At 64.5% G+C, this 17,843-nt stretch carries 17 protein-coding genes and 1 pseudogene; 5 read left to right on the top strand and 13 right to left on the bottom strand.

Annotated elements, in window-relative coordinates; translation table 11 throughout:
* Positions 1 to 105 precede the first annotated feature (105 nt).
* From AB0P23_RS24565 to AB0P23_RS24555, 3 genes and pseudogenes are all read right to left on the bottom strand, one after another.
* A complete protein-coding gene (locus AB0P23_RS24565) occupies positions 106 to 1,506 on the bottom strand; it encodes an FGGY family carbohydrate kinase (protein WP_363799694.1) in 1,401 nt (466 codons plus the stop codon).
* Between the two features lie 40 nt (positions 1,507 to 1,546).
* Positions 1,547 to 3,242, bottom strand: a pseudogene (locus AB0P23_RS24560) (SulP family inorganic anion transporter).
* A 106-nt stretch (positions 3,243 to 3,348) separates the two neighbouring features.
* Complete coding sequence (locus tag AB0P23_RS24555; RefSeq protein WP_206498493.1) at positions 3,349 to 3,693, bottom strand: metalloregulator ArsR/SmtB family transcription factor; 345 nt, start codon at positions 3,691 to 3,693, stop codon at positions 3,349 to 3,351.
* Between the two features lie 115 nt (positions 3,694 to 3,808).
* Between AB0P23_RS24555 and AB0P23_RS24550 the strand changes: the two genes are divergently transcribed.
* The 4 genes from AB0P23_RS24550 to AB0P23_RS24535 all read left to right on the top strand — a co-directional run bounded on the left by AB0P23_RS24550 (position 3,809) and on the right by AB0P23_RS24535 (position 7,750).
* On the top strand, positions 3,809 to 4,456 hold the full coding sequence (locus AB0P23_RS24550; protein ID WP_032374763.1) for a TetR family transcriptional regulator: 648 nt from the start codon (positions 3,809 to 3,811) through the stop codon (positions 4,454 to 4,456).
* 148 nt (positions 4,457 to 4,604) lie between these two features.
* Positions 4,605 to 5,762 carry an acyl-CoA dehydrogenase gene (locus AB0P23_RS24545; protein ID WP_363799692.1) on the top strand — a complete coding sequence of 386 codons (1,158 nt, stop codon included), beginning with the start codon at positions 4,605 to 4,607 and terminating at the stop codon, positions 5,760 to 5,762.
* A gap of 5 nt (positions 5,763 to 5,767) precedes the next feature.
* A complete protein-coding gene (locus AB0P23_RS24540; RefSeq protein WP_287454853.1) occupies positions 5,768 to 6,616 on the top strand; it encodes a 3-hydroxybutyryl-CoA dehydrogenase in 849 nt (282 codons plus the stop codon).
* Between the two features lie 210 nt (positions 6,617 to 6,826).
* Entirely contained in the window at positions 6,827 to 7,750 is a 924-nt protein-coding gene (locus AB0P23_RS24535) for a glucose 1-dehydrogenase (protein WP_363799690.1), read from the top strand.
* Positions 7,751 to 7,829: 79 nt separating this feature from the next.
* Here AB0P23_RS24535 and AB0P23_RS24530 read toward each other — a convergent pair whose 3' ends face one another.
* The 5 genes from AB0P23_RS24530 to AB0P23_RS24510 form a co-directional block, all read right to left on the bottom strand.
* Entirely contained in the window at positions 7,830 to 8,588 is a 759-nt protein-coding gene (locus AB0P23_RS24530) for an SDR family oxidoreductase (protein ID WP_363799689.1), read from the bottom strand.
* 68 nt (positions 8,589 to 8,656) lie between these two features.
* Positions 8,657 to 9,394 carry a 1-acyl-sn-glycerol-3-phosphate acyltransferase gene (locus AB0P23_RS24525; protein ID WP_363799687.1) on the bottom strand — a complete coding sequence of 246 codons (738 nt, stop codon included), beginning with the start codon at positions 9,392 to 9,394 and terminating at the stop codon, positions 8,657 to 8,659.
* Between the two features lie 15 nt (positions 9,395 to 9,409).
* A complete protein-coding gene (locus AB0P23_RS24520) occupies positions 9,410 to 10,165 on the bottom strand; it encodes an ABC transporter permease (RefSeq protein WP_363799685.1) in 756 nt (251 codons plus the stop codon).
* Positions 10,162 to 11,145 carry an ATP-binding cassette domain-containing protein gene (locus AB0P23_RS24515; protein WP_032374758.1) on the bottom strand — a complete coding sequence of 328 codons (984 nt, stop codon included), beginning with the start codon at positions 11,143 to 11,145 and terminating at the stop codon, positions 10,162 to 10,164. The genes AB0P23_RS24520 and AB0P23_RS24515 overlap by 4 nt, the downstream gene beginning before the upstream one ends.
* 96 nt (positions 11,146 to 11,241) lie before the next feature.
* The gene (locus AB0P23_RS24510; RefSeq protein WP_094718981.1) at positions 11,242 to 12,207 is read right to left on the bottom strand and encodes a lysophospholipid acyltransferase family protein; all 966 of its coding nucleotides are present in this window, start codon (positions 12,205 to 12,207) and stop codon (positions 11,242 to 11,244) included.
* 116 nt (positions 12,208 to 12,323) lie between these two features.
* Here AB0P23_RS24510 and AB0P23_RS24505 point away from each other — a divergent pair, with 116 nt between their 5' ends.
* Positions 12,324 to 13,727, top strand: a complete 1,404-nt coding sequence (locus AB0P23_RS24505; RefSeq protein WP_032374757.1) for a GntP family permease — start codon at positions 12,324 to 12,326, stop codon at positions 13,725 to 13,727.
* Between the two features lie 19 nt (positions 13,728 to 13,746).
* On the opposite strand, the gene AB0P23_RS24500 is transcribed toward AB0P23_RS24505, so the two are convergent.
* The 5 genes from AB0P23_RS24500 to AB0P23_RS24480 form a co-directional block, all read right to left on the bottom strand.
* Entirely contained in the window at positions 13,747 to 14,451 is a 705-nt protein-coding gene (locus tag AB0P23_RS24500) for a M50 family metallopeptidase (protein WP_032369542.1), read from the bottom strand.
* 62 nt (positions 14,452 to 14,513) lie between these two features.
* On the bottom strand, positions 14,514 to 15,470 hold the full coding sequence (locus AB0P23_RS24495; protein WP_206498489.1) for an acyl-ACP desaturase: 957 nt from the start codon (positions 15,468 to 15,470) through the stop codon (positions 14,514 to 14,516).
* Between the two features lie 130 nt (positions 15,471 to 15,600).
* Complete coding sequence (locus tag AB0P23_RS24490) at positions 15,601 to 16,065, bottom strand: GtrA family protein (protein ID WP_032375048.1); 465 nt, start codon at positions 16,063 to 16,065, stop codon at positions 15,601 to 15,603.
* A 107-nt stretch (positions 16,066 to 16,172) separates the two neighbouring features.
* Positions 16,173 to 16,340, bottom strand: coding sequence for a hypothetical protein (locus AB0P23_RS24485; protein ID WP_197077433.1), 168 nt, complete (start codon positions 16,338 to 16,340; stop codon positions 16,173 to 16,175).
* A gap of 83 nt (positions 16,341 to 16,423) precedes the next feature.
* Positions 16,424 to 17,809, bottom strand: a complete 1,386-nt coding sequence (locus AB0P23_RS24480) for a hypothetical protein (RefSeq protein WP_045841000.1) — start codon at positions 17,807 to 17,809, stop codon at positions 16,424 to 16,426.
* Between the last annotated feature and the right edge of the window lie 34 nt (positions 17,810 to 17,843).

Genomic DNA, 17,843 nt, shown 5'->3' with positions numbered 1-17,843 from the left:
CGACACATCACATGAAAGACAGCCATCGGCGTCAGAGCGGAAACGAGTCATACCTTCCACCCCGACGAACGACTCCAGTATCACTGAGTGGAAACTCGACCCCTGCTACGAGTTTCCACTCACATGCACGTAGCGCTCTCGCACCGCCGGCGTGGGGTCTGCCTCGTATGTCTTCGAGGTGGCCTGCGCCCAGGTCGGCGGTTCACTGGTCCCGGCCAAAGTCCAGGCTGCCTGGCGCGCTGCCCCGTCGGCGACGTATTCACCGGGCTCGGGTACGGCCACCGGCACCCCGAGAATTGCCGGGGCCAAGGCTCGGAGCGCCGCGGACTTGGCACCGCCGCCGATGAGCAGTACTCGCTGCACGTCCACTCCCTGTGCACGCAGGTAGTCGATACCGTCGGCCAGTCCGCACAGCAGTCCTTCGACGGCAGCACGAGCCAGGTGGCCAGGAGTCGAATTGTTCAGTCGCAGTCCATGAATCGCTCCGGACGCATCGGGGAGATTGGGCGTCCGCTCGCCCTCGAAGTACGGCACCATCACCACACCGTCGCTCGTCGTCGACAGAGCCAACCGCGACAACTCGTCGTGATCGACGCCCAGCATTCGCGCCGTCGCATCGAGGACGCGAGCCGCGTTGAGCGTGCACACCAACGGCAGCTGACGCCCGGTGGCGTCGGCGAATCCGGCGACCAGGCCCGAACCGTCGGCCGCGGCAGCGGTGGTCACCGCCGAGACGACGCCGGACGTGCCGATCGAGACCACCACATCACCGGGCTGCGCATCGAGGGCAAGCGCCGCCGCGGCATTGTCTCCGGTACCCGGGCCGATCAGCGCACCGGCGGCAGTGTGGCCTATCGCCTCGTTCGGCGCTGCCACGCGGGGCAGCAATGGGTTGCGGCCACGAAAACCCAGCTGCAACAGATCCGTTCGATACTCGTTCGTGGCCGCCGAGAAGTATCCGGTGCCGCTCGCATCGCCGCGGTCGGTGGCCAAGGCGTCGAGCCCCGACGCACCACCGAGCTGCCAGCCGATCCAATCGTGTGGAAGGCACACCGCCGCAGCGCGATCGGCGTTGTCGGGCTCGTTGTCGGCGAGCCACCGCAGCTTGGCGACGGTGATCGAGGCCAACGGAACCACGCCGACCGCGTCGGCCCAGGCCTGACCGCCGTTGCCACCGGTCTTCTCGCCGAGTTCCGCGATCAGATCTTCTGCCGCCTGGGCCGACCGAGTGTCGTTCCACAGCAATGCTTTACGGACCACGGATCCATTGTCGTCGAGGCAGACCATGCCGTGTTGTTGCGCGCCGACCGACACCGCAGCGACATCGTCCAGCCCGCCGGCGGCGTCGACGGCCTCGTCGAGTGCTTCCTTCCACCGCTGCGGGTCGATCTCGGTGCCGTCGGGATGACCGGCACGGCCGTGACGCACCAACTCCCCTGTGTCGGCATCGCGAACAAAAACCTTGCACGATTGGGTGGAAGAGTCGATTCCGGCAACGAGAGCCACGATGAGCTGGTCCTTTCGTACGCAAGTGTGACCTACGACCCTACCCGCGGGGAGTGGCCGCCTCGGTCACCAGCGTGCGTGCACAGGCGATGGCCTGCGGGGTGGTGTCGAAGACGTGTCGAGCGTCGTCGTCCCTGGTGGTGAACACACCCAGGGCCGCGAGGGGACGCAGATGCTCGGGCTTGGCACCGGAGATCAGGACGGTGATGTGTCGGTGTTCGAGTTCGGTGATGGTGTCCTTGAGAACAATTGCGCCGGTGGCGTCGATCGTGGTGACTCGGGACATGCGCAGGATCACCACCTTCACGTCCGAGACGTCGGCGAGTTCGGGCAGGAAGCTGTGCGCGGCACCGAAAAACAGCGCACCGTCGATGCGGTACGCGACGATGTGTTCCCGCAGCAGGTCGCCTTCTTCCTTCGAGACCGCATCGAGTGTGTTCAACGGGACCTGCTCGACCGTGGCCGATCGCGCAATGGCCCGGAGAGCCAGGACGGCAGCGAACCCGACGCCGACCGCCACCGCCGTCACGAGATCGAGGACCACCGTGACGAGGAAGGTGGCCGCCATCACCACGGTATCCCCGCGGCCGGCGCGGGTGATCGCCCGGATGGACGCGGTCTCGACCATCCGCACCGTGGTTGCGAGCAGCACTCCGGCCAGGGCTGCAAGCGGGATATCGGCGACCAACCCCGCCGCGGAGTACATGATGGCGGCGAGGATCACCGCGTGGGTGAGGGCCGCGAGCCTGGTGCGGGCACCGGATCGAACGTTGACCGCAGTCCGGGCGATGGCACCTGTGGCGGGGATGCCCCCGAACAGGGGTGCGGCGATGTTCGCAAGGCCCTGTCCGACCAACTCCCGGTCGGGGTTGTGGCGAGCGCCGACGCCCATCGAGTCCGCGGCGGTGGCGGACAGCAACGATTCCAGGGCAGCCAGAGCGGCGACGGCACACGCCGGGACCAGCAACGCCGTCACGTCACCCAGGTGGAAAAAGCCCAGGCTCGGGGCGGACAACGACGACGGAATGGTGCCGATGCGGGCGATGTCCAGATCGCAGCTGGGTGGCCACGGTAGCGGCAGCAACCGCGACCAGTGAGAACGGGATCTTCGGTGCCAGGCGGCCGCCGACGAGCATGACGATCGCGACGGCGATCGCCACAGCGGGGGTGAGGATGCTTGCATGCGCGACGAACGAACGGACAGCATCGAACGCGGACTGCCAGACCTTGTCGCCTTCCGCGTCCGTAATGCCCAGCGCCGACGGAACCTGTTGCAGTGCAATGACAACGGCAATGCCCGCGGTGAATCCTTCGATGACGGGCGCGGGCATGTACCGCACGGCTCGGCCGATTCCTGCTACCGCGAGCACCAACAGAATGATGCCGGCCAGCAGCCCGACCGCGAGCACTCCCGTCGGCCCGTATTCGGCGACGATCGGGACCAGCACCACCGTCATCGCACCGGTCGGACCCGATACCTGAAACCGTGAGCCACCGAATACCGCGGCCACGACTCCCGCGATGATGGCGGTGGTCAGTCCCGCCGCTGCACCCAGCCCGGTGCTGACTCCGAATCCGAGCGCGAGGGGCAGCGCCACCAGCGCCACGATGAGGCCGGCGAGAAGATCCGAACCGGGTGCGCGTAGCGCGGGCTTCCACTCGCTCCAGCGGGGTAGAAGGGCGGATACCGCCCTCAAGGCGTCGTTCGTACGGGTGCGTTTCGTCGGTTCGGACATGCGACGATTCCTGAAAGCTCATCGTTCTTGATCCAGTTGATTGCTAAGTTTAGCAAGTAATGAATCAGATGCGGAGAGATGCTGCACACCTCCCTCGACGGTCGGCTCAGGTGCGCGATCCGGACTCGCCGTCCAGCAGTTCCACCTGGTTGGCCACCACGCCGGTCAATATCTCCCGGGCCACCACGAGGAGGTCCGCCACTTTGGGCGATGTCAGCGTGTACGACACCGACAATCCCTCCCGAGTGCCCTCGATGAGACCCGCGCGACGCAGAATCGACAGCTGCTGCGACAGATTTGCCGGCTCGATGCCCACCTCGGGCAGCATCTCGGACACTGCGTGTTCGCGTTCGCTCAACAGTTCCAGCACTCGAATGCGCGCGGGATGAGCCAACGTCTTGAAGAAGTCGGCCTTCATTCTGTACAGCGGTCGACTCGAATCCGTGGTCATGACGTCCTTCCGCTTCGCCGAGCACTGCGAAGCAGGCTACTTGCGAACACTAGCAATCAGCCACCGAGAAGGACGACCTCAGTGCCCCTGCCGAAACTCCGCTACCTTCACTGGCATGCGCGGAGAACCCGAGGAATCCACCGACTTCAGGCTGACCGTGGCCACCGCGGCCCTGGATCTGTTCTCGGTCAAGGGCTACGACTCGACGACGGTGGACGACATCGCGGTGGCGGCCGGAATCTCGCGTCGAACGTTCTTCCGGCAGTTCCGCGCCAAGGAAGACGTCGTCTTCGCCGATCACGAGATCCTGCTCGAGCAGGTCGGCGCTCTGCTCGCGGCCGACACCGGCGACCCATGGCAGGCCGTCTGCGATGCCGCACAGTTGGTGTACGAGCGATTCTCGGACTGGAAAGAGATGTCGCGGCTGCGATATCAGGTGGTGCATCGAATTCCCGCCCTGCGCGATCGCGAGATCGTCACCGTGTTCCGCTACGACCGTCTCTTCGTCGAATACCTGCAGCGGGCGCTTCCCGACCACCCTCATCTGGAGATCCTGCAGTTCTCCGCCTCGGTGACCGCGACCCACAACTACTTTCTACGACGGATGATTCGCGACGGCCTGCCGACGTCCGTCACCGACTTGCGCGCAGCGTTGGCGCAGGTCCGCGCCCAGTCCTCGGGAGACGTCGTGGTCGCGACATTCCCGCGGGGCACGTCCGTGAACACCGTCGCCGACGCGTTGGCCCGCCACCTTCCGGAGTGACGCCCACCCAAGGTGGCACTCAGTGCCGCCTTGGCGAGCCCCACCCTTGAATCGAGGCCGGTCCGGTCGTACACTGGGGTGAAGCTTGGCACTGAGTGCCCTTTCTGGGCAGTGCTGTACCCCCGACATCGCGAGGAGCGTGGCCGACATGGCCGGAAATCCCGACTTCGATCTCTACCAGTCACCCGAGGAGCACGAGGAGCTGCGCGCAGCGATCCGGGCCCTGTCGGAGAAGGAGATCGCCCCGTACGCCAAGGAGGTCGACGAGGACTCGCGCTTCCCGCAGGAGGCGCTCGATGCCCTCAACGCGTCCGGCTTCAACGCCGTGCATGTTCCCGAGGAGTACGACGGTCAGGGTGCCGACTCGGTTGCCGCCTGCATCGTCATCGAAGAGGTCGCCCGCGTCTGCGGCTCGTCCTCACTGATTCCCGCCGTCAACAAGCTCGGCACGATGGGCCTCATCCTCAAGGGCTCCGAGGAGCTAAAGAAGCAGGTTCTGCCCTCGCTCGCAGGCGGCGCGATGGCGTCGTACGCACTGTCCGAGCGCGAAGCCGGCTCCGACGCCGCCAGCATGCGCACCCGCGCGAAGGCCGACGGGGACGACTGGATCCTCAACGGCTCCAAGTGTTGGATCACCAACGGCGGCAAGTCCGACTGGTACACCGTCATGACCGTCACCGATCCCGACAAGGGTGCCAACGGCATCAGCTCGTTCATCGTGCACAAGGACGACGAAGGATTCGTCGTCGGCCCCAAGGAGAAGAAGCTCGGCATCAAGGGTTCGCCCACTGCCGAGCTCTACTTCGAGAACTGCAAGATCCCCGGAGACCGCATCATCGGTGAGCCCGGCACCGGGTTCAAGACCGCGCTCGAAACCCTCGACCACACCCGGCCCACCATCGGCGCACAGGCCGTCGGCCTCGCTCAGGGCGCTCTCGACGCAGCCATCGCATACACCAAGGACCGCAAGCAGTTCGGCACGTCGATCTCGAGCTTCCAGGCCGTGCAGTTCATGCTCGCCGACATGGCAATGAAGGTCGAAGCTGCCCGCCTGATGGTTTACAGCTCCGCAGCACGCGCCGAGCGCGGCGAGAAGAACCTCGGATTCATCTCTGCCGCAGCGAAGTGCTTCGCCTCCGATGTCGCGATGGAGGTCACCACCGACGCCGTCCAGCTCTTCGGCGGTGCCGGCTACACCACCGACTTCCCCGTCGAGCGCATGATGCGCGACGCCAAGATCACGCAGATCTACGAGGGCACCAACCAGATTCAGCGTGTCGTCATGTCGCGGGCGCTGCTCAAATGAGCAACATCGAACTCGTAGGCGTCATCGGCGGCGGCACCATGGGTGCCGGTATCGCCGAAATGTGCGCCCGCTCCGGTAGCTCGGTGCTGATCCTGGAAACCAGCCAGGGCACCGCCGACGCCGCCGAAGCACGCCTGGACAAATCGTTCGCGCGGGCCGTCAAGTCCGGCCGCATCGACGCCGACGCGGCCGAGAAAGCCCGCGCCGCAATCTCGTTGACGCTCGATATCAACCATTTTGCCGATCGCGACCTCGTGATCGAGGCGGCACCGGAGATCGAATCGCTGAAGCTGGATCTGTTCGGCAAGCTCGATTCCATCGTCAAACCCGAAGGAATCCTGGCGACGAACACCTCGTCGATCCCCGTCATCAAGATGGCCAACGCGACGAAGCGACCCGACCAGGTCGTCGGAGTGCACTTCTTCAACCCCGTACCGGTACTGCCGTTGGTCGAAATCGTCGTCAGCCTCCTCACCAGCGAAGAGACCGTCGACGCCGTCACCGATTACGCGGCGAACACCCTGGGCAAGAAGACGATTCGTGCGGGTGACCGTGCGGGATTCATCGTCAACGCATTGCTCATCCCCTACATGGTCTCGGCCATCCGGATGCTCGAATCCGGCTTCGCCAGCGCCGAGGACATCGACGACGGCATGGTCAACGGTTGCGCCCACCCCATGGGACCGTTGCGTCTGACCGACACCGTCGGCCTCGACGTCACCCTCGCGGTCGCAGAATCGCTGTACGCCGAATTCCGCGAGCCGCATTACGCTCCGCCCCCGCTGCTGCAGCGCATGGTGGACGCGGGAATGTTGGGTCGCAAGAGCGGCAAGGGTTTCTACACGTACTCCTAGCCCACAGCCTTGCTTTCCGGCACGCCCCCCCTTCCGGATCAATGCGGCATTCAGCTACTCCAAGTAGCTGAATGCCGCATTCATCCGTTGGTGGGGATGGTGTGAACTTGGGGGATGGCGTGAACCAGGGAGAGACCCGACTCAGTTTGTTTGCGGGCGACTCTGGGCATTCGGCGTGAAGACGGAATCGAGCAGCAGGTTCCCCACGCAATGAATACCAGGTTCGGAGACGACCCCATCGTGAGTGATCAGTACACCTTCACCAATCCCGTCACGCAGTACCGCCAGGACGGATTCCCTGAGCAGCACCAGGATCCGCCCGGTCTCGCTGCCGATCTACAACCCCTGGCCGACCACGGCGAGCAGACGTACCGCGGGTCCGGACGGCTGACCGGCCGTAAGGCCCTGATCACCGGTGCCGACTCCGGCATCGGCCGTGCGGCCGCCATCGCCATTGCCCGCGAGGGTGCCGACGTAGTTCTCAACTACCTGCCGTCGGAGGAGAAGGACGCTCAGGACGTCGCCCGGCTGGTTCGCGACGCCGGTCGCACCGCCGTCCTGGCACCGGCAGACCTCACCGATGAGAAAGCTGCCCGCGCCCTCGTGCACACCGCCGTCGACGAGCTCGGCGGCCTGGACCTGTTGGTCAACGTGGCAGGCAAACAACAGTTCGTCGAGGATCTGGCGGATCTCACGTCGGAGCAGTTCGACCAGACCTTCAAAACCAATGTGTACGCACTGTTCTGGATCATTCAGGAAGCGGTGCCGCACATGCCTGCCGGCTCGACGATCGTGAACACCAGCTCCATCCAGGCGTACACACCCTCGCCCGGTCTGGTGGATTACGCGACGACGAAGATGGCCATCAACACCATCAGCAAGGCTCTCGCGCAGCAGTTGGCACCGAAGGGAATTCGGGTCAATGTCGTTGCGCCCGGTCCGTTCTGGACTCCGCTGCAGGCCGCGGGCGGGCAGCCGACGTCGGCACTGCCGGAATTCGGCAAGGAGACCCCACTGGGCCGGGCCGGTCAGCCGGCCGAGATCGCGGGCGCGTACGTGTACCTGTCCTCAGCGGAATCGGGATACGTCACCGGAGACACCCTCAACGTCAACGGAGGAATGCCGACGCCGTAGTCGCCTTCGCGCTCTGCGTGAATGGACCATTCACACCCGTCTGGGCTCTTGAATGGTCCATTCACGCATGCGGGAGACGTTAGTCCTTCGGGCCACCGGCTGCGTAGACGACCTGACCCGAGATGAAGCCGGCACCCTCACTGACGAAGAACGACGCCAGGTGGGCGATATCGTCGGGATGTCCGACGCGGTTGACCGGAATCTGCGACGCCGCAGCAGCTTTGAAGTCGTCGAACGTCATTCCGACTCGCTCGGCGGTGGCTGCCGTCATCTCGGTTTCGATGAATCCGGGGGCGATGGCGTTGGCGGTGACGCCGAACTTGCCGAGCTCGATGGCGAGAGTCTTGGTGAATCCCTGCATGCCGGCCTTGGCCGCGGAGTAGTTAGCCTGACCGCGGTTGCCCAGGGCCGAGGTGCTCGACAGGTTGACGATGCGGCCCCACTTGGCGTCGATCATGTGCTTCTGCACTGCACGCGTCATCAGGAACGAGCCGCGCAGGTGCACACCGAGCACGGAATCCCAGTCCTGCACCGTCATCTTGAACAGGAGGTTGTCGCGGGTGATGCCTGCGTTGTTGATCAGTATGGTCGGTGCACCGAACTCGCTCGCGATGCGGTCGACTGCAGTCTGCACCGACTCCTCGTCGGCCACGTTTGCGCCGATGGCCACTGCCTGCCCACCTGCGGCCTCGATCGCGCCGACGGTGTCGCTGCACGCGGCCTCGTCGAGGTCGACCACCGCGACGCCGAAACCGTCCTTGGCCAGTCGCTTGGCCACTGCTGCACCGATGCCCCGGGCACTACCGGTGACGATCGCCGTCTTGATCTGATCACTCACGAATATCTCCTGACACAACGCCGAATCGAATTACCTGTCATCTGTTTCTACCAACCCCGGCGGCGCAGTCAGTACGCAGCCACCGCTCCGTCGAGTGCTTTCTGCATTCCCTCTGCCACCACGCGGGTGATGTCGATCGGTTTCTGGGGCAGATCGGTGATGGGCGTATCGAAGTGGACGCTCGCCTGTTTCACTTTCGCCGAGCCGGGGCCGTAACTCAGTCCGATGCAGATCAATGTCGGTTCGACGCCGAGTTTGCGGGCCCGCATCGCGATGTGGCCGATTCCGCTGCCGACGTGTTGCACCGTCGTCGGGTCCTCGAGGTTGCAGGTGCCTTCCGGGAACACCGCGAGGTCGTCGCCGCGCTTCATTCTTTCGGCACTGATGTCCATCATGCGGTTGCCTGCCGCGCTGACTGCCCGCATCCCGTGATTCTTACCGCGAAAGACGGGAATGCCGCCCATCATGTCGATTCGCTTGCGCTGCTTGGGGTCTTGGAACAATTCGTCCTTCGCGAGCACTCTGGTGCGCCCGATCACCGGACGCAGCGGCGACGCCCAGGCCGCCGCTGCGAGGGTGTAGGGATCACTCTCGGTGAGGTGATTGACCGCGATGAGCAGACGCGTGTTGTCGTACACCAGACGCCGCAGCTCCTCCCGGGCACCGTCGGAGTACGACACCCGCGGGCGGAAGCGTCGGGCGAGGGCGGCGTACGCCAGCCTCGCAACCTGACGATTCTGCTGATGACGCAGATAGAAGTCGTACACCGTCTCGTCGTTCTCGAGAATTACCGCAGGCCGATCCATGACGCGAGCTTAGCCTCACTCGCGCGAGGAGCCCATAGCCCGGATGCCGACGATCAACCCGACCGCCGCGGTGGCTACGGCTGCGACGACACCTGCCGTCACCGTCGAACTCGCGAAGTCTCCGGCGAACAGTGCACGTTCGGCGTCGACGAGATATCCGAGCGGGTTGATGTTCACCAGGAACTGCATCCACCCCGGTGCGGCCGTCAGCGGCAACATCGTGCCCGAGAGGATCAGCAGCGGGAACATCAACGTCTGCTGAATGGACCAGAACACCCAATCCTGTCCGCGCACAGCCAAAGCCAACGCGTAGGACAGCGCGCCGAGCCCGACGCCGAACACCCCGAGCAGCACGATTCCCACAGCGGCACCGATCGGATTCACGGACAACCCCAGCGGCAATGCGACCAGAACGATCAACACGGCCTGCGCAGCGAGCGGCACCATTTCCTTGAACGCCCGCCCGACGAGCAGGGCAGATCGCGGCAACGGGGTCACCAACATTCGCTCGTGAGAACCCTGCTGCAACTCGGCCGGCAGATTGGAGCCCGTCATGGAAGTGCCGAAGATGGTGATCATCGCGAGAACACCCGGCACGAACCAGTCCCAGACACTTCCGTCGCCGAGACCGGGGACATCGGTGAGCAGTGGGCCGAACAGAGCGAGCAGGATCAGCGGTTGGACGAGACTGAAGATGACGGTGAACGGATCGCGCACCATCGGCCGCAATTCCCGACCCATCACCAGAGTGCTTCCGGACAGAACGTTCATCGGAGTTCTCCTGCCACGCTCGCGTTGTCGAGGGCTGCGGCACTTTCCCGAAGACTACGGCCGGTCAGTCCGAGGAACACGTCGTCGAGAGTCGGTCGGGTCATGTCCGCAGTATGGACGCGGATACCGTGTAACTCGCTCCGCCGCACCACTTCCGGGAGAACGACTTCGGCGCGTCCGACACGCAGGTTCAGCCGCGAACCGGATCTCGTGACGTCTCTGATGCCGTCGATGCCGGCGAGAAGCGGAAGGAGCGCCGACGCGTCGGACACGGTGAGAACGATCAGATCGCCTGCCAGTTCCGATTTCAGCGACGCGGCGGTGTCGTCGGCGATGACGGTTCCGCGGTCGACGACGATGACCCGCTCGGCCATCGAATCGGCCTCGTCGAGGTAGTGGGTGGTCAGAACGATGGTCGTGCCCATCTCGCGTCGTAGCCGGAGGATGTGACCCCACAGGTTGGCCCGACTCTGCGGGTCCATTCCGGTGGTCGGCTCGTCGAGGAACAACAGTGCCGGTCGGTGCACCAGCCCCAGGGCGATATCGAGTCGGCGACGCTGTCCGCCGGAGAGCGTCGAGACGGTGCGCGAGCGCAGTTCGCCGAGCTCGAGTGCGTCGATCAATTCGTCTGCGCGAGTTCGTGATCGCTGACGAGTCATGCCGTAGCACAGGCCTTGCACGACGAGTTCGTCACGCACGCGCTGGTTGTGTCCCGCGCCGTTTCCCTGCCCCACATAGCCGAGACTGCGCCGGACACTGTCCCGGTCCCTGCCCACGTCGAACCCCGCGATCCGGGCCGAACCCGACGTCGGTGCCAGCAGCGTGGTGAGCATTCGCAGCGTGGTCGACTTGCCTGCACCGTTGGGGCCGAGGAGAGCGACCAGTTCTCCCTCACCGATCGTCAGATCGATGCCGCGCACCGCCTCCACGGTCTTCTTGCCCTGCCGAAAAGTCTTGGTCAATCCCGATGTTTCGATCATCTCGTGCGCCCCTCGTCGTATCGGTGAATCCGTACGAGAGGAGACGCTAGAAACGATCGCGGTCAGCTACGGTCCGCGATGCTCGGCGCGAGCGAACTAGCCGAACACCGGGAACTTGCGCTTGCTGGCGAGCTCGTCCATGCCGGCCTGAATACTGGCGCGGACCTCGTCGTATTTCGCGTCGACGTAGGCCTCGTCGTCACAGCGCGACGGATCGTGGTCGAGCTCGACCGGAGGCATGAACCGGGTTCGGATCTTGGCCGGCAACGGAATCTGCGGCAGCGCGGCAGGCGCGATGATCCACGGCAGCGAGATGGCGATGGGAAAGACCTTCAGGCGCGCAAACCTGTCCAGTCCGAGCGCTTTTGCGAGCTTGTCGCCTCGAATGAGCACCGGCATGGCGTCGGCCCCGCCCACGGTCGCCACCGGCACGATGGGCACACCCATCCGGATCGCAAGCTTGACGAAACCGGTACGACCACCCAGTGTCGCCTCGTCACGCTTGCTCCACGGACGCAGCGAATCGACCTCACCACCGGGCCACACGATCACGTCTCGGCCCTCGGCCAATGCGGTCGACATCGAGTCCGGAGCCGCCGGCAACACACCCATGGATCGAAAGACCTTGCCGATCAACGGAAATGCCATCAGCGCGTCGTGCGCAGTGCCGTGCAGGATTCGCTTGTCGCCGAAATGCCGCCACCACTGCGCACCCACCGTCCACGCGTCCCACACGAACGGCGCACCCGAATGCACTCCGACGACCAGAACCGGCGACTCGGGAATCGTCTCCCAACCGTCGATCTCCATCCGGAAGTAGCGATCCATCACCCCGTTCCAGAGCTTCTGCTGACGGTCCATCGCCACGGTGTTCTGATCGTCGAGATCCCAATTTCCTGCACGGTCGGCGACCACGGACCCGAGGCCCCCCGACGCCTTCTCGCGTCGCTCCTTCATCTTCAGCCGAGCCGCTGCGGCATAGCGCTGCGCTTGCTCGCGTAGAGCGTCCTTCGAAGGCTTGTCGGAGCTGTCCCCACCCACTACGTGATCCCCATCACTCATACCCGCACGGTACTCCACCACGAACTCCAGGTCCGACGACCGTGCTCGGTATCCCCGCGCGGGCACCGAGCTGTCCGTTATGGTCGAATCTCCAGCCGAGTGAACGAGGTACACAGATGGATCCGATCGAACCGGCGTACGGGACGACTCCCCTACTCCTGATCGCCGCAGCAGCCGTCGCAGTTCTGCTGTTCCTGATCATGAAGGTGAAACTGCACGCCTTCGTCTCGCTGGTTCTGGTCAGCGCCGTCACCGCCGTCGCAGCGGGCATTCCACTGGCAGACGTGCCGTCGGCATTGCTCTCGGGCTTCAGTTCCACCCTCGGTTCGGTCGCTCTACTCGTCGCCCTGGGTGTGATGGTCGGCAGACTGCTCGAAATCACCGGTGGCGCTCAAGTATTGGCCGATACCCTGATCAACCGATTCGGAGCCAAGCGCGCACCGCTCGCCCTCGGTGTCGCCGCGCTGATCTTCGGCTTCCCCATCTTCTTCGACGCCGGACTCGTCGTCTTCCTACCGATCATCTTCACAGTCGCCAAGCGCTTCGGCGGGTCGGTGCTGCTGTACGCGCTGCCGACCGCAGGCGCGTTCGCCGCGATGCACGCCATCGTTCCCCCGCACCCCGGCCCCGTCGCCGCCACGGAACTCCTCGGCGGAGATATCGGTTCGGTGCTTCTCGTCGGAGTTCCCGTCGCCGTCGTCTCCTGGTTCGTCGGCTCCTACCTCGTCGGTACCCAGCTCGGCAAACGATTCGTCACCGCGCCTGCCGACCTCTTCGCAGCCGGGTCGCAGAACTCCGAAGAACACGACAAGGAGATGGCCGCACTCCGCGACCCCGCCCCCAAGTTCGCTGCGGTGCTGCTCATCCTGCTGACGCCGTTGGTCCTCATCTCGCTCAACACCGTCGTCAACACGCTGACCACCTCGGGTGTGCTGACCGGAGACGAAACCTGGGCAGCGGCCCTGACTCTCATCGGTCAGACGCCCATCGCGCTGCTCATCACCTTGCTGCTGGCTCTGTTCATCCTCGCGCCGGGACGCTTCCCCGTCGCCGACGGTGCCAAGTACATGGATCAGGCCCTCGGGCCGATCTGCTCGATCATCCTGATCACCGGTGCCGGCGGCATGTTCGGCGGAGTACTTCGGGCCAGTGGCATCGGCCAGTCTCTGACCGCCTCGTTGTCCGATCTCGGACTGCCGATCCTGTTGCAGGCCTTCCTGATCGCCACCGCGCTACGCGTGGCGCAGGGTTCGGCCACCGTCGCCTTGACCACCACCGCCGGGCTGATCTCGGTCCAGGTCGCCGAGCTCGATCTGAGCAATTTCAAGATCGCGCTGTTGGTGTTCGCACTGGCTGCCGGAGCCACCGTGCTCTCCCACGTCAACGACTCCGGCTTCTGGCTCGTCAGCCGCTTCTTCGGCATGGACGAGAAAACCACCCTCAAGACCTGGACGGTCATGGAAACGACACTGGGACTGGCGATATTCGCCCTCGCATCACTGCTGTGGGTGGTGTTCTAGCGCTTCATCCAAGCCGCCGTCACTGCACCGGAACGAGGATTCTCCACGCCCCCAGTGCGAGTGCGCCGACGGTGACGACGAGAAACAGTCCGACCCAGACGATGCCGGGCAGGAAGGTGAGCCGAGCCAGTTGATCGGCGTCGGAGTCCCGCGCCCGTCCGGCACTTCGGGATTTCTGCAGTTCGAGAACGGGGCGCGGACCGGCGATCAGCAGGAAGAACGTGATGAAGTACGCCGCAGCGACCTGCTGTTCCCCGGTACCCCACCAGGATACGACGAACAGCAGCCCACCGACGGTGACGAGAGACAGCAGTCCGTAGATATTACGAATCATCAACAGCATCAACGCAATCGAGATGATGCCGATCCACAACACCGCCGACGCCCGCTGTGTACCCAGCACCAGAGCGGCTCCGAGTCCGAGAAGCGACGGCCCGACGTAGCCCGCGAAAGTCATGGCGATGACCCCGAGACCGGTGGGCTTGCCCTTGGAGATCGCGACGCCGGACGTATCCGAATGCAGCCGAAGACCCATCAACTGACGCCCGGTGATCAACGCGACGAACAGGTGCGCACCCTCGTGCGCGATGGTCACCACATTGCGTGCAATCCGCCAGGTCTGCGGCAACACGACGATGACGAGCGCCGCCAGGGCAGCCACTTGGACGATCCACACGGGTGGATCAGGACTCACCGCGGAAATGCGGTCCCAGAATTCGTTCACACCACACCCTATGTGAGCGGAACTTCGTAGCAGACTACGAAGTTCCGCTCACATGGGTCACCTCAGGACGCGCGCGCCTCGGCCTTGGCGCGTTCGCGGGCCAGCGAGCGATCTCGCATCTCCTCGAACTTGGTGGCCTGGCGCTCGAGGTCTTCGAGGAACGCGGCGAGTTCTTCACGCTTGTTCTCACCGCGTGCGGTGAAGTCGTTGCGCTCGAACACTTGCCACTTGCGCAGCACGGGCCAGACGACGTCTTCGAGGTGCTGACGCAGGTCGTAGATGCCGTGCTTGGCCATCAACACACCGTTGCGGCGGAAGTTCGGCATGCCGGCACCGGGCATGACGAAGTTCGTCACGATGTCGGAGACGGCCTGCAACGTCTGATCCGGCGAGATGTCCATCGCTGCGCCGGTGATATTGCGGTAGAAGATCATGTGCAGGTTCTCGTCGGCGGCGATGCGCTGGAGCATGCGGTCGGCGATCGGGTCGTCACAGACCTTGCCGGTGTTGCGGTGCGAGACACGGGTCGCGAGTTCCTGGAACGTCACGTACGCCACCGAGTGCAACAGACCGACCCCTGCGCCGGCGGGCGACGCGTAGCCGTTGGTCATGTGGATCATGCGGGCTTCTTCGAGGGCGACGGGATCGACGCCTCGGGTGACGACGAGGTAGTCGCGCATGACGATGCCGTGACGGTTCTCTTCGGCAGTCCAGCGGCCGACCCACGTTCCCCAGGCACCGTCCCGGGAGAAGTTCTCGGCGATCTCACGGTGGTAGGACGGCAGATTGTCCTCGGTGAGCAGGTTGGTGATCATCGCGGCCTGCGCGACGTCGGAGAGCTTGGACTGCCCCGGGTCGTAGTCCGTACCGCCGAGGGCGGCGAAGTTACGGCCTTCGTCCCACGGCACGTAGTCGTGGGGATGCCATTCGCGCGCCATCGAAATGTGACGGTTCACGTTGTCCTCGGCAGTGGGCACCAGCTCCTGCAGAAGCTCGAGCTGTGTCAGATCCCTGGCCATTCGACATGCCTCCTCGCATTGACGTCAGCTCACGAGCCTAGGTCGATACGGGCGACTATCACGAAGCCTCGCCGAAACTCTGTTACAGGTAGCAACCGATCTTCGAGACCGGTCGTGCTCTGTCACAGCATCACGAATGAGCCGCTTCCATCCCGGGGAGGCTCGGCGAACGGAATACCCATCCGCGAAGGGCGAGGAATCGAGCGGCACCGACCAGACCGCTGACGGCGATCACAGCCAGAACTTGCACGTACGTGGCGGCGGCGGGAACGAGGAGGTGGACTGCGGCCAACGCGGCGGTACTCAGACCCAGCCCGATCAGTGCGAGTCCTCCCGCTTCCCACTGGGTCTGGAACCAGCCGACGCGGTCGGCGGCGTGGAAGGTGTGGCGACGGTGCAACTCATTGGCGAGAACGGTGCTCGCCGACGCTCCCGCCAGATTGGCGGGGAAAGACCCGAACGACGCGAGAGCGACGAACAGCAGTGCATAGACGCCGTTGCTCGATACCCCGACGATCACGAAACGAGCGAACTGGGCCGGCACAGTCTCACCGAACAGGCGCGCCCTGCAGTCGGGCTCCGTAGGCGCTGACAGTGCTGTGCTCACGAGGTCTCCAGTTGTAGAACCGGAAGCGTCGACCGACGCTTCGAATCGATACAACTCCGCGTCTGCGCGAATCGGTGCCAGAGGTGACCGAGGTCTCAGACCTTCGAGGAACTTTCTTCCCGTTCACGCTTCTTGCGACCGAGGTCGATGTTCAGCTTGTCGGGCTTGATCGACGCGACGAACAACACCGCGACGAGCACGACCACGACCACGATGGTGATGACTACCACCACGATGCCGAAAATTGCCAAAATACCGTTCATGTCCTGCCTCCCGTGTCAGGCAATACGGTACTTGTCGTAGACGGGCCGGTCCACGCCCGCCCCTACAGCCCGTTTCCCGGCCGTCAGCTGACCAACCGTTCGACCGCGCGCATCGGCAGAGAGAGCCAGGTCGGTCGATTGCGCGCTTCGTACAGAACCTCGTAGACCGCTTTGTCCAGTTCGTATGCGCGCAGCAGATCGGCTTCGTCGCGTGGATCGTGGCCGGCCACCGATGCGTACCCATCGAAGAAGGCCGTGATGCTCCGCGCAGCCCACTGCTCGGCGCGTTCCCGTCTAGCCGGGTCCTCCGGCAGGTCGACGAGGAGGTGGTTGGCGGCATAGTCGAACGACCGCAGCATTCCCGCGACGTCGCGCAAAGCACTGTCCATTTGTCTGCGCTCGTCCAGCGTCTTGGCCGGCTCTCCCTCGAAATCGATGAGCAGCCACCGTTCGGGGGTCCCCAATACCTGCCCTAGATGCAGATCGCCGTGAATGCGTTGGACGGTGGTACTGCTCGACGCCTCTGCCCGTGAGATCAGGGCCGTCGCGGCGGGGATGTACTGGGCGATCTCCGGAACCACTCGCGCTACTCCGGAGATGCGCTCGAGGATCTCTTCGACGGCCGTTGATTCCACGGAACGTTCGGCGGTACCCATAACCGAAGCGAGGTCGTGGTGTACCTGCGCGACGGCAGCGCCGAGTCGATACGCGTGGGGAGCGAAATCGGCGGACAAATCCTCGATCGGTGTGTCGGGGGAATCGAACACCTCGCGCACGCTGGCCAGCGCAGTGGTCCATCCCTCGGCAGAATTCGCGGCGAAGTCCTGGATCATCCCCAGCGTGGTCGTCTCACCGCCGACCTGGGCTTCGAGCCACCCTCGCAGCGGTGCCACGTTGACGCTGCCGGCCTCGGCCAGCGCACGGTGCAACTCGACGTCCGGACTGATTCCGGGCGGTACCTGACGAAACAGCTTGAGCAGCAGCAGATCACCGAGGATCACCGACGTGTTGGACTGCTCAGCACCCAGAACCCGACCGCGCATGCCCTGCGGCACGCTCGAACCGCCGACGACCTTGAATTCGATACTGCCCGTGGGGTTCTCATCGGAGAACGCGTCACCGTACAGGGCGATGATCTCCGGATCACGTAACCCGTCGAACACTGCCACCTCACCGGGCACCGGCAACAGCCACGGGCGTAGTTCCTCGGGTACCTCGGTGCGGAAACCGAGGGGCACCTGATAGGTCTGGGTCACCGACGTGCCGTCTTGGACGAGGTCCACCTCGACCAGCAGGTGCTCGGCGGCGAAATGCGGCTCGTCGTGCAGTACGTCCCGAGCGACGATCCGCACGGCACCCACCGTCGAACCCTTTGCGCCGAACCATCGTTGACCTGGCAACCACGACACCAGTGCGTCCTCGAGCAAGTGTCGAACAGCGTGTGCCGCGCTCGAGCTGGAACCGACCATGAGTATCTCTCGCCGCCTTCGGGGAGTTGCAGAG

Origin of the sequence: Rhodococcus sp. NPDC077669 (genome assembly GCF_040686915.1) — a bacterium.
GTDB classification, from domain to species: domain Bacteria; phylum Actinomycetota; class Actinomycetes; order Mycobacteriales; family Mycobacteriaceae; genus Rhodococcoides; species Rhodococcoides fascians.
This window is presented reverse-complemented; position numbering and strand designations above follow the sequence as displayed.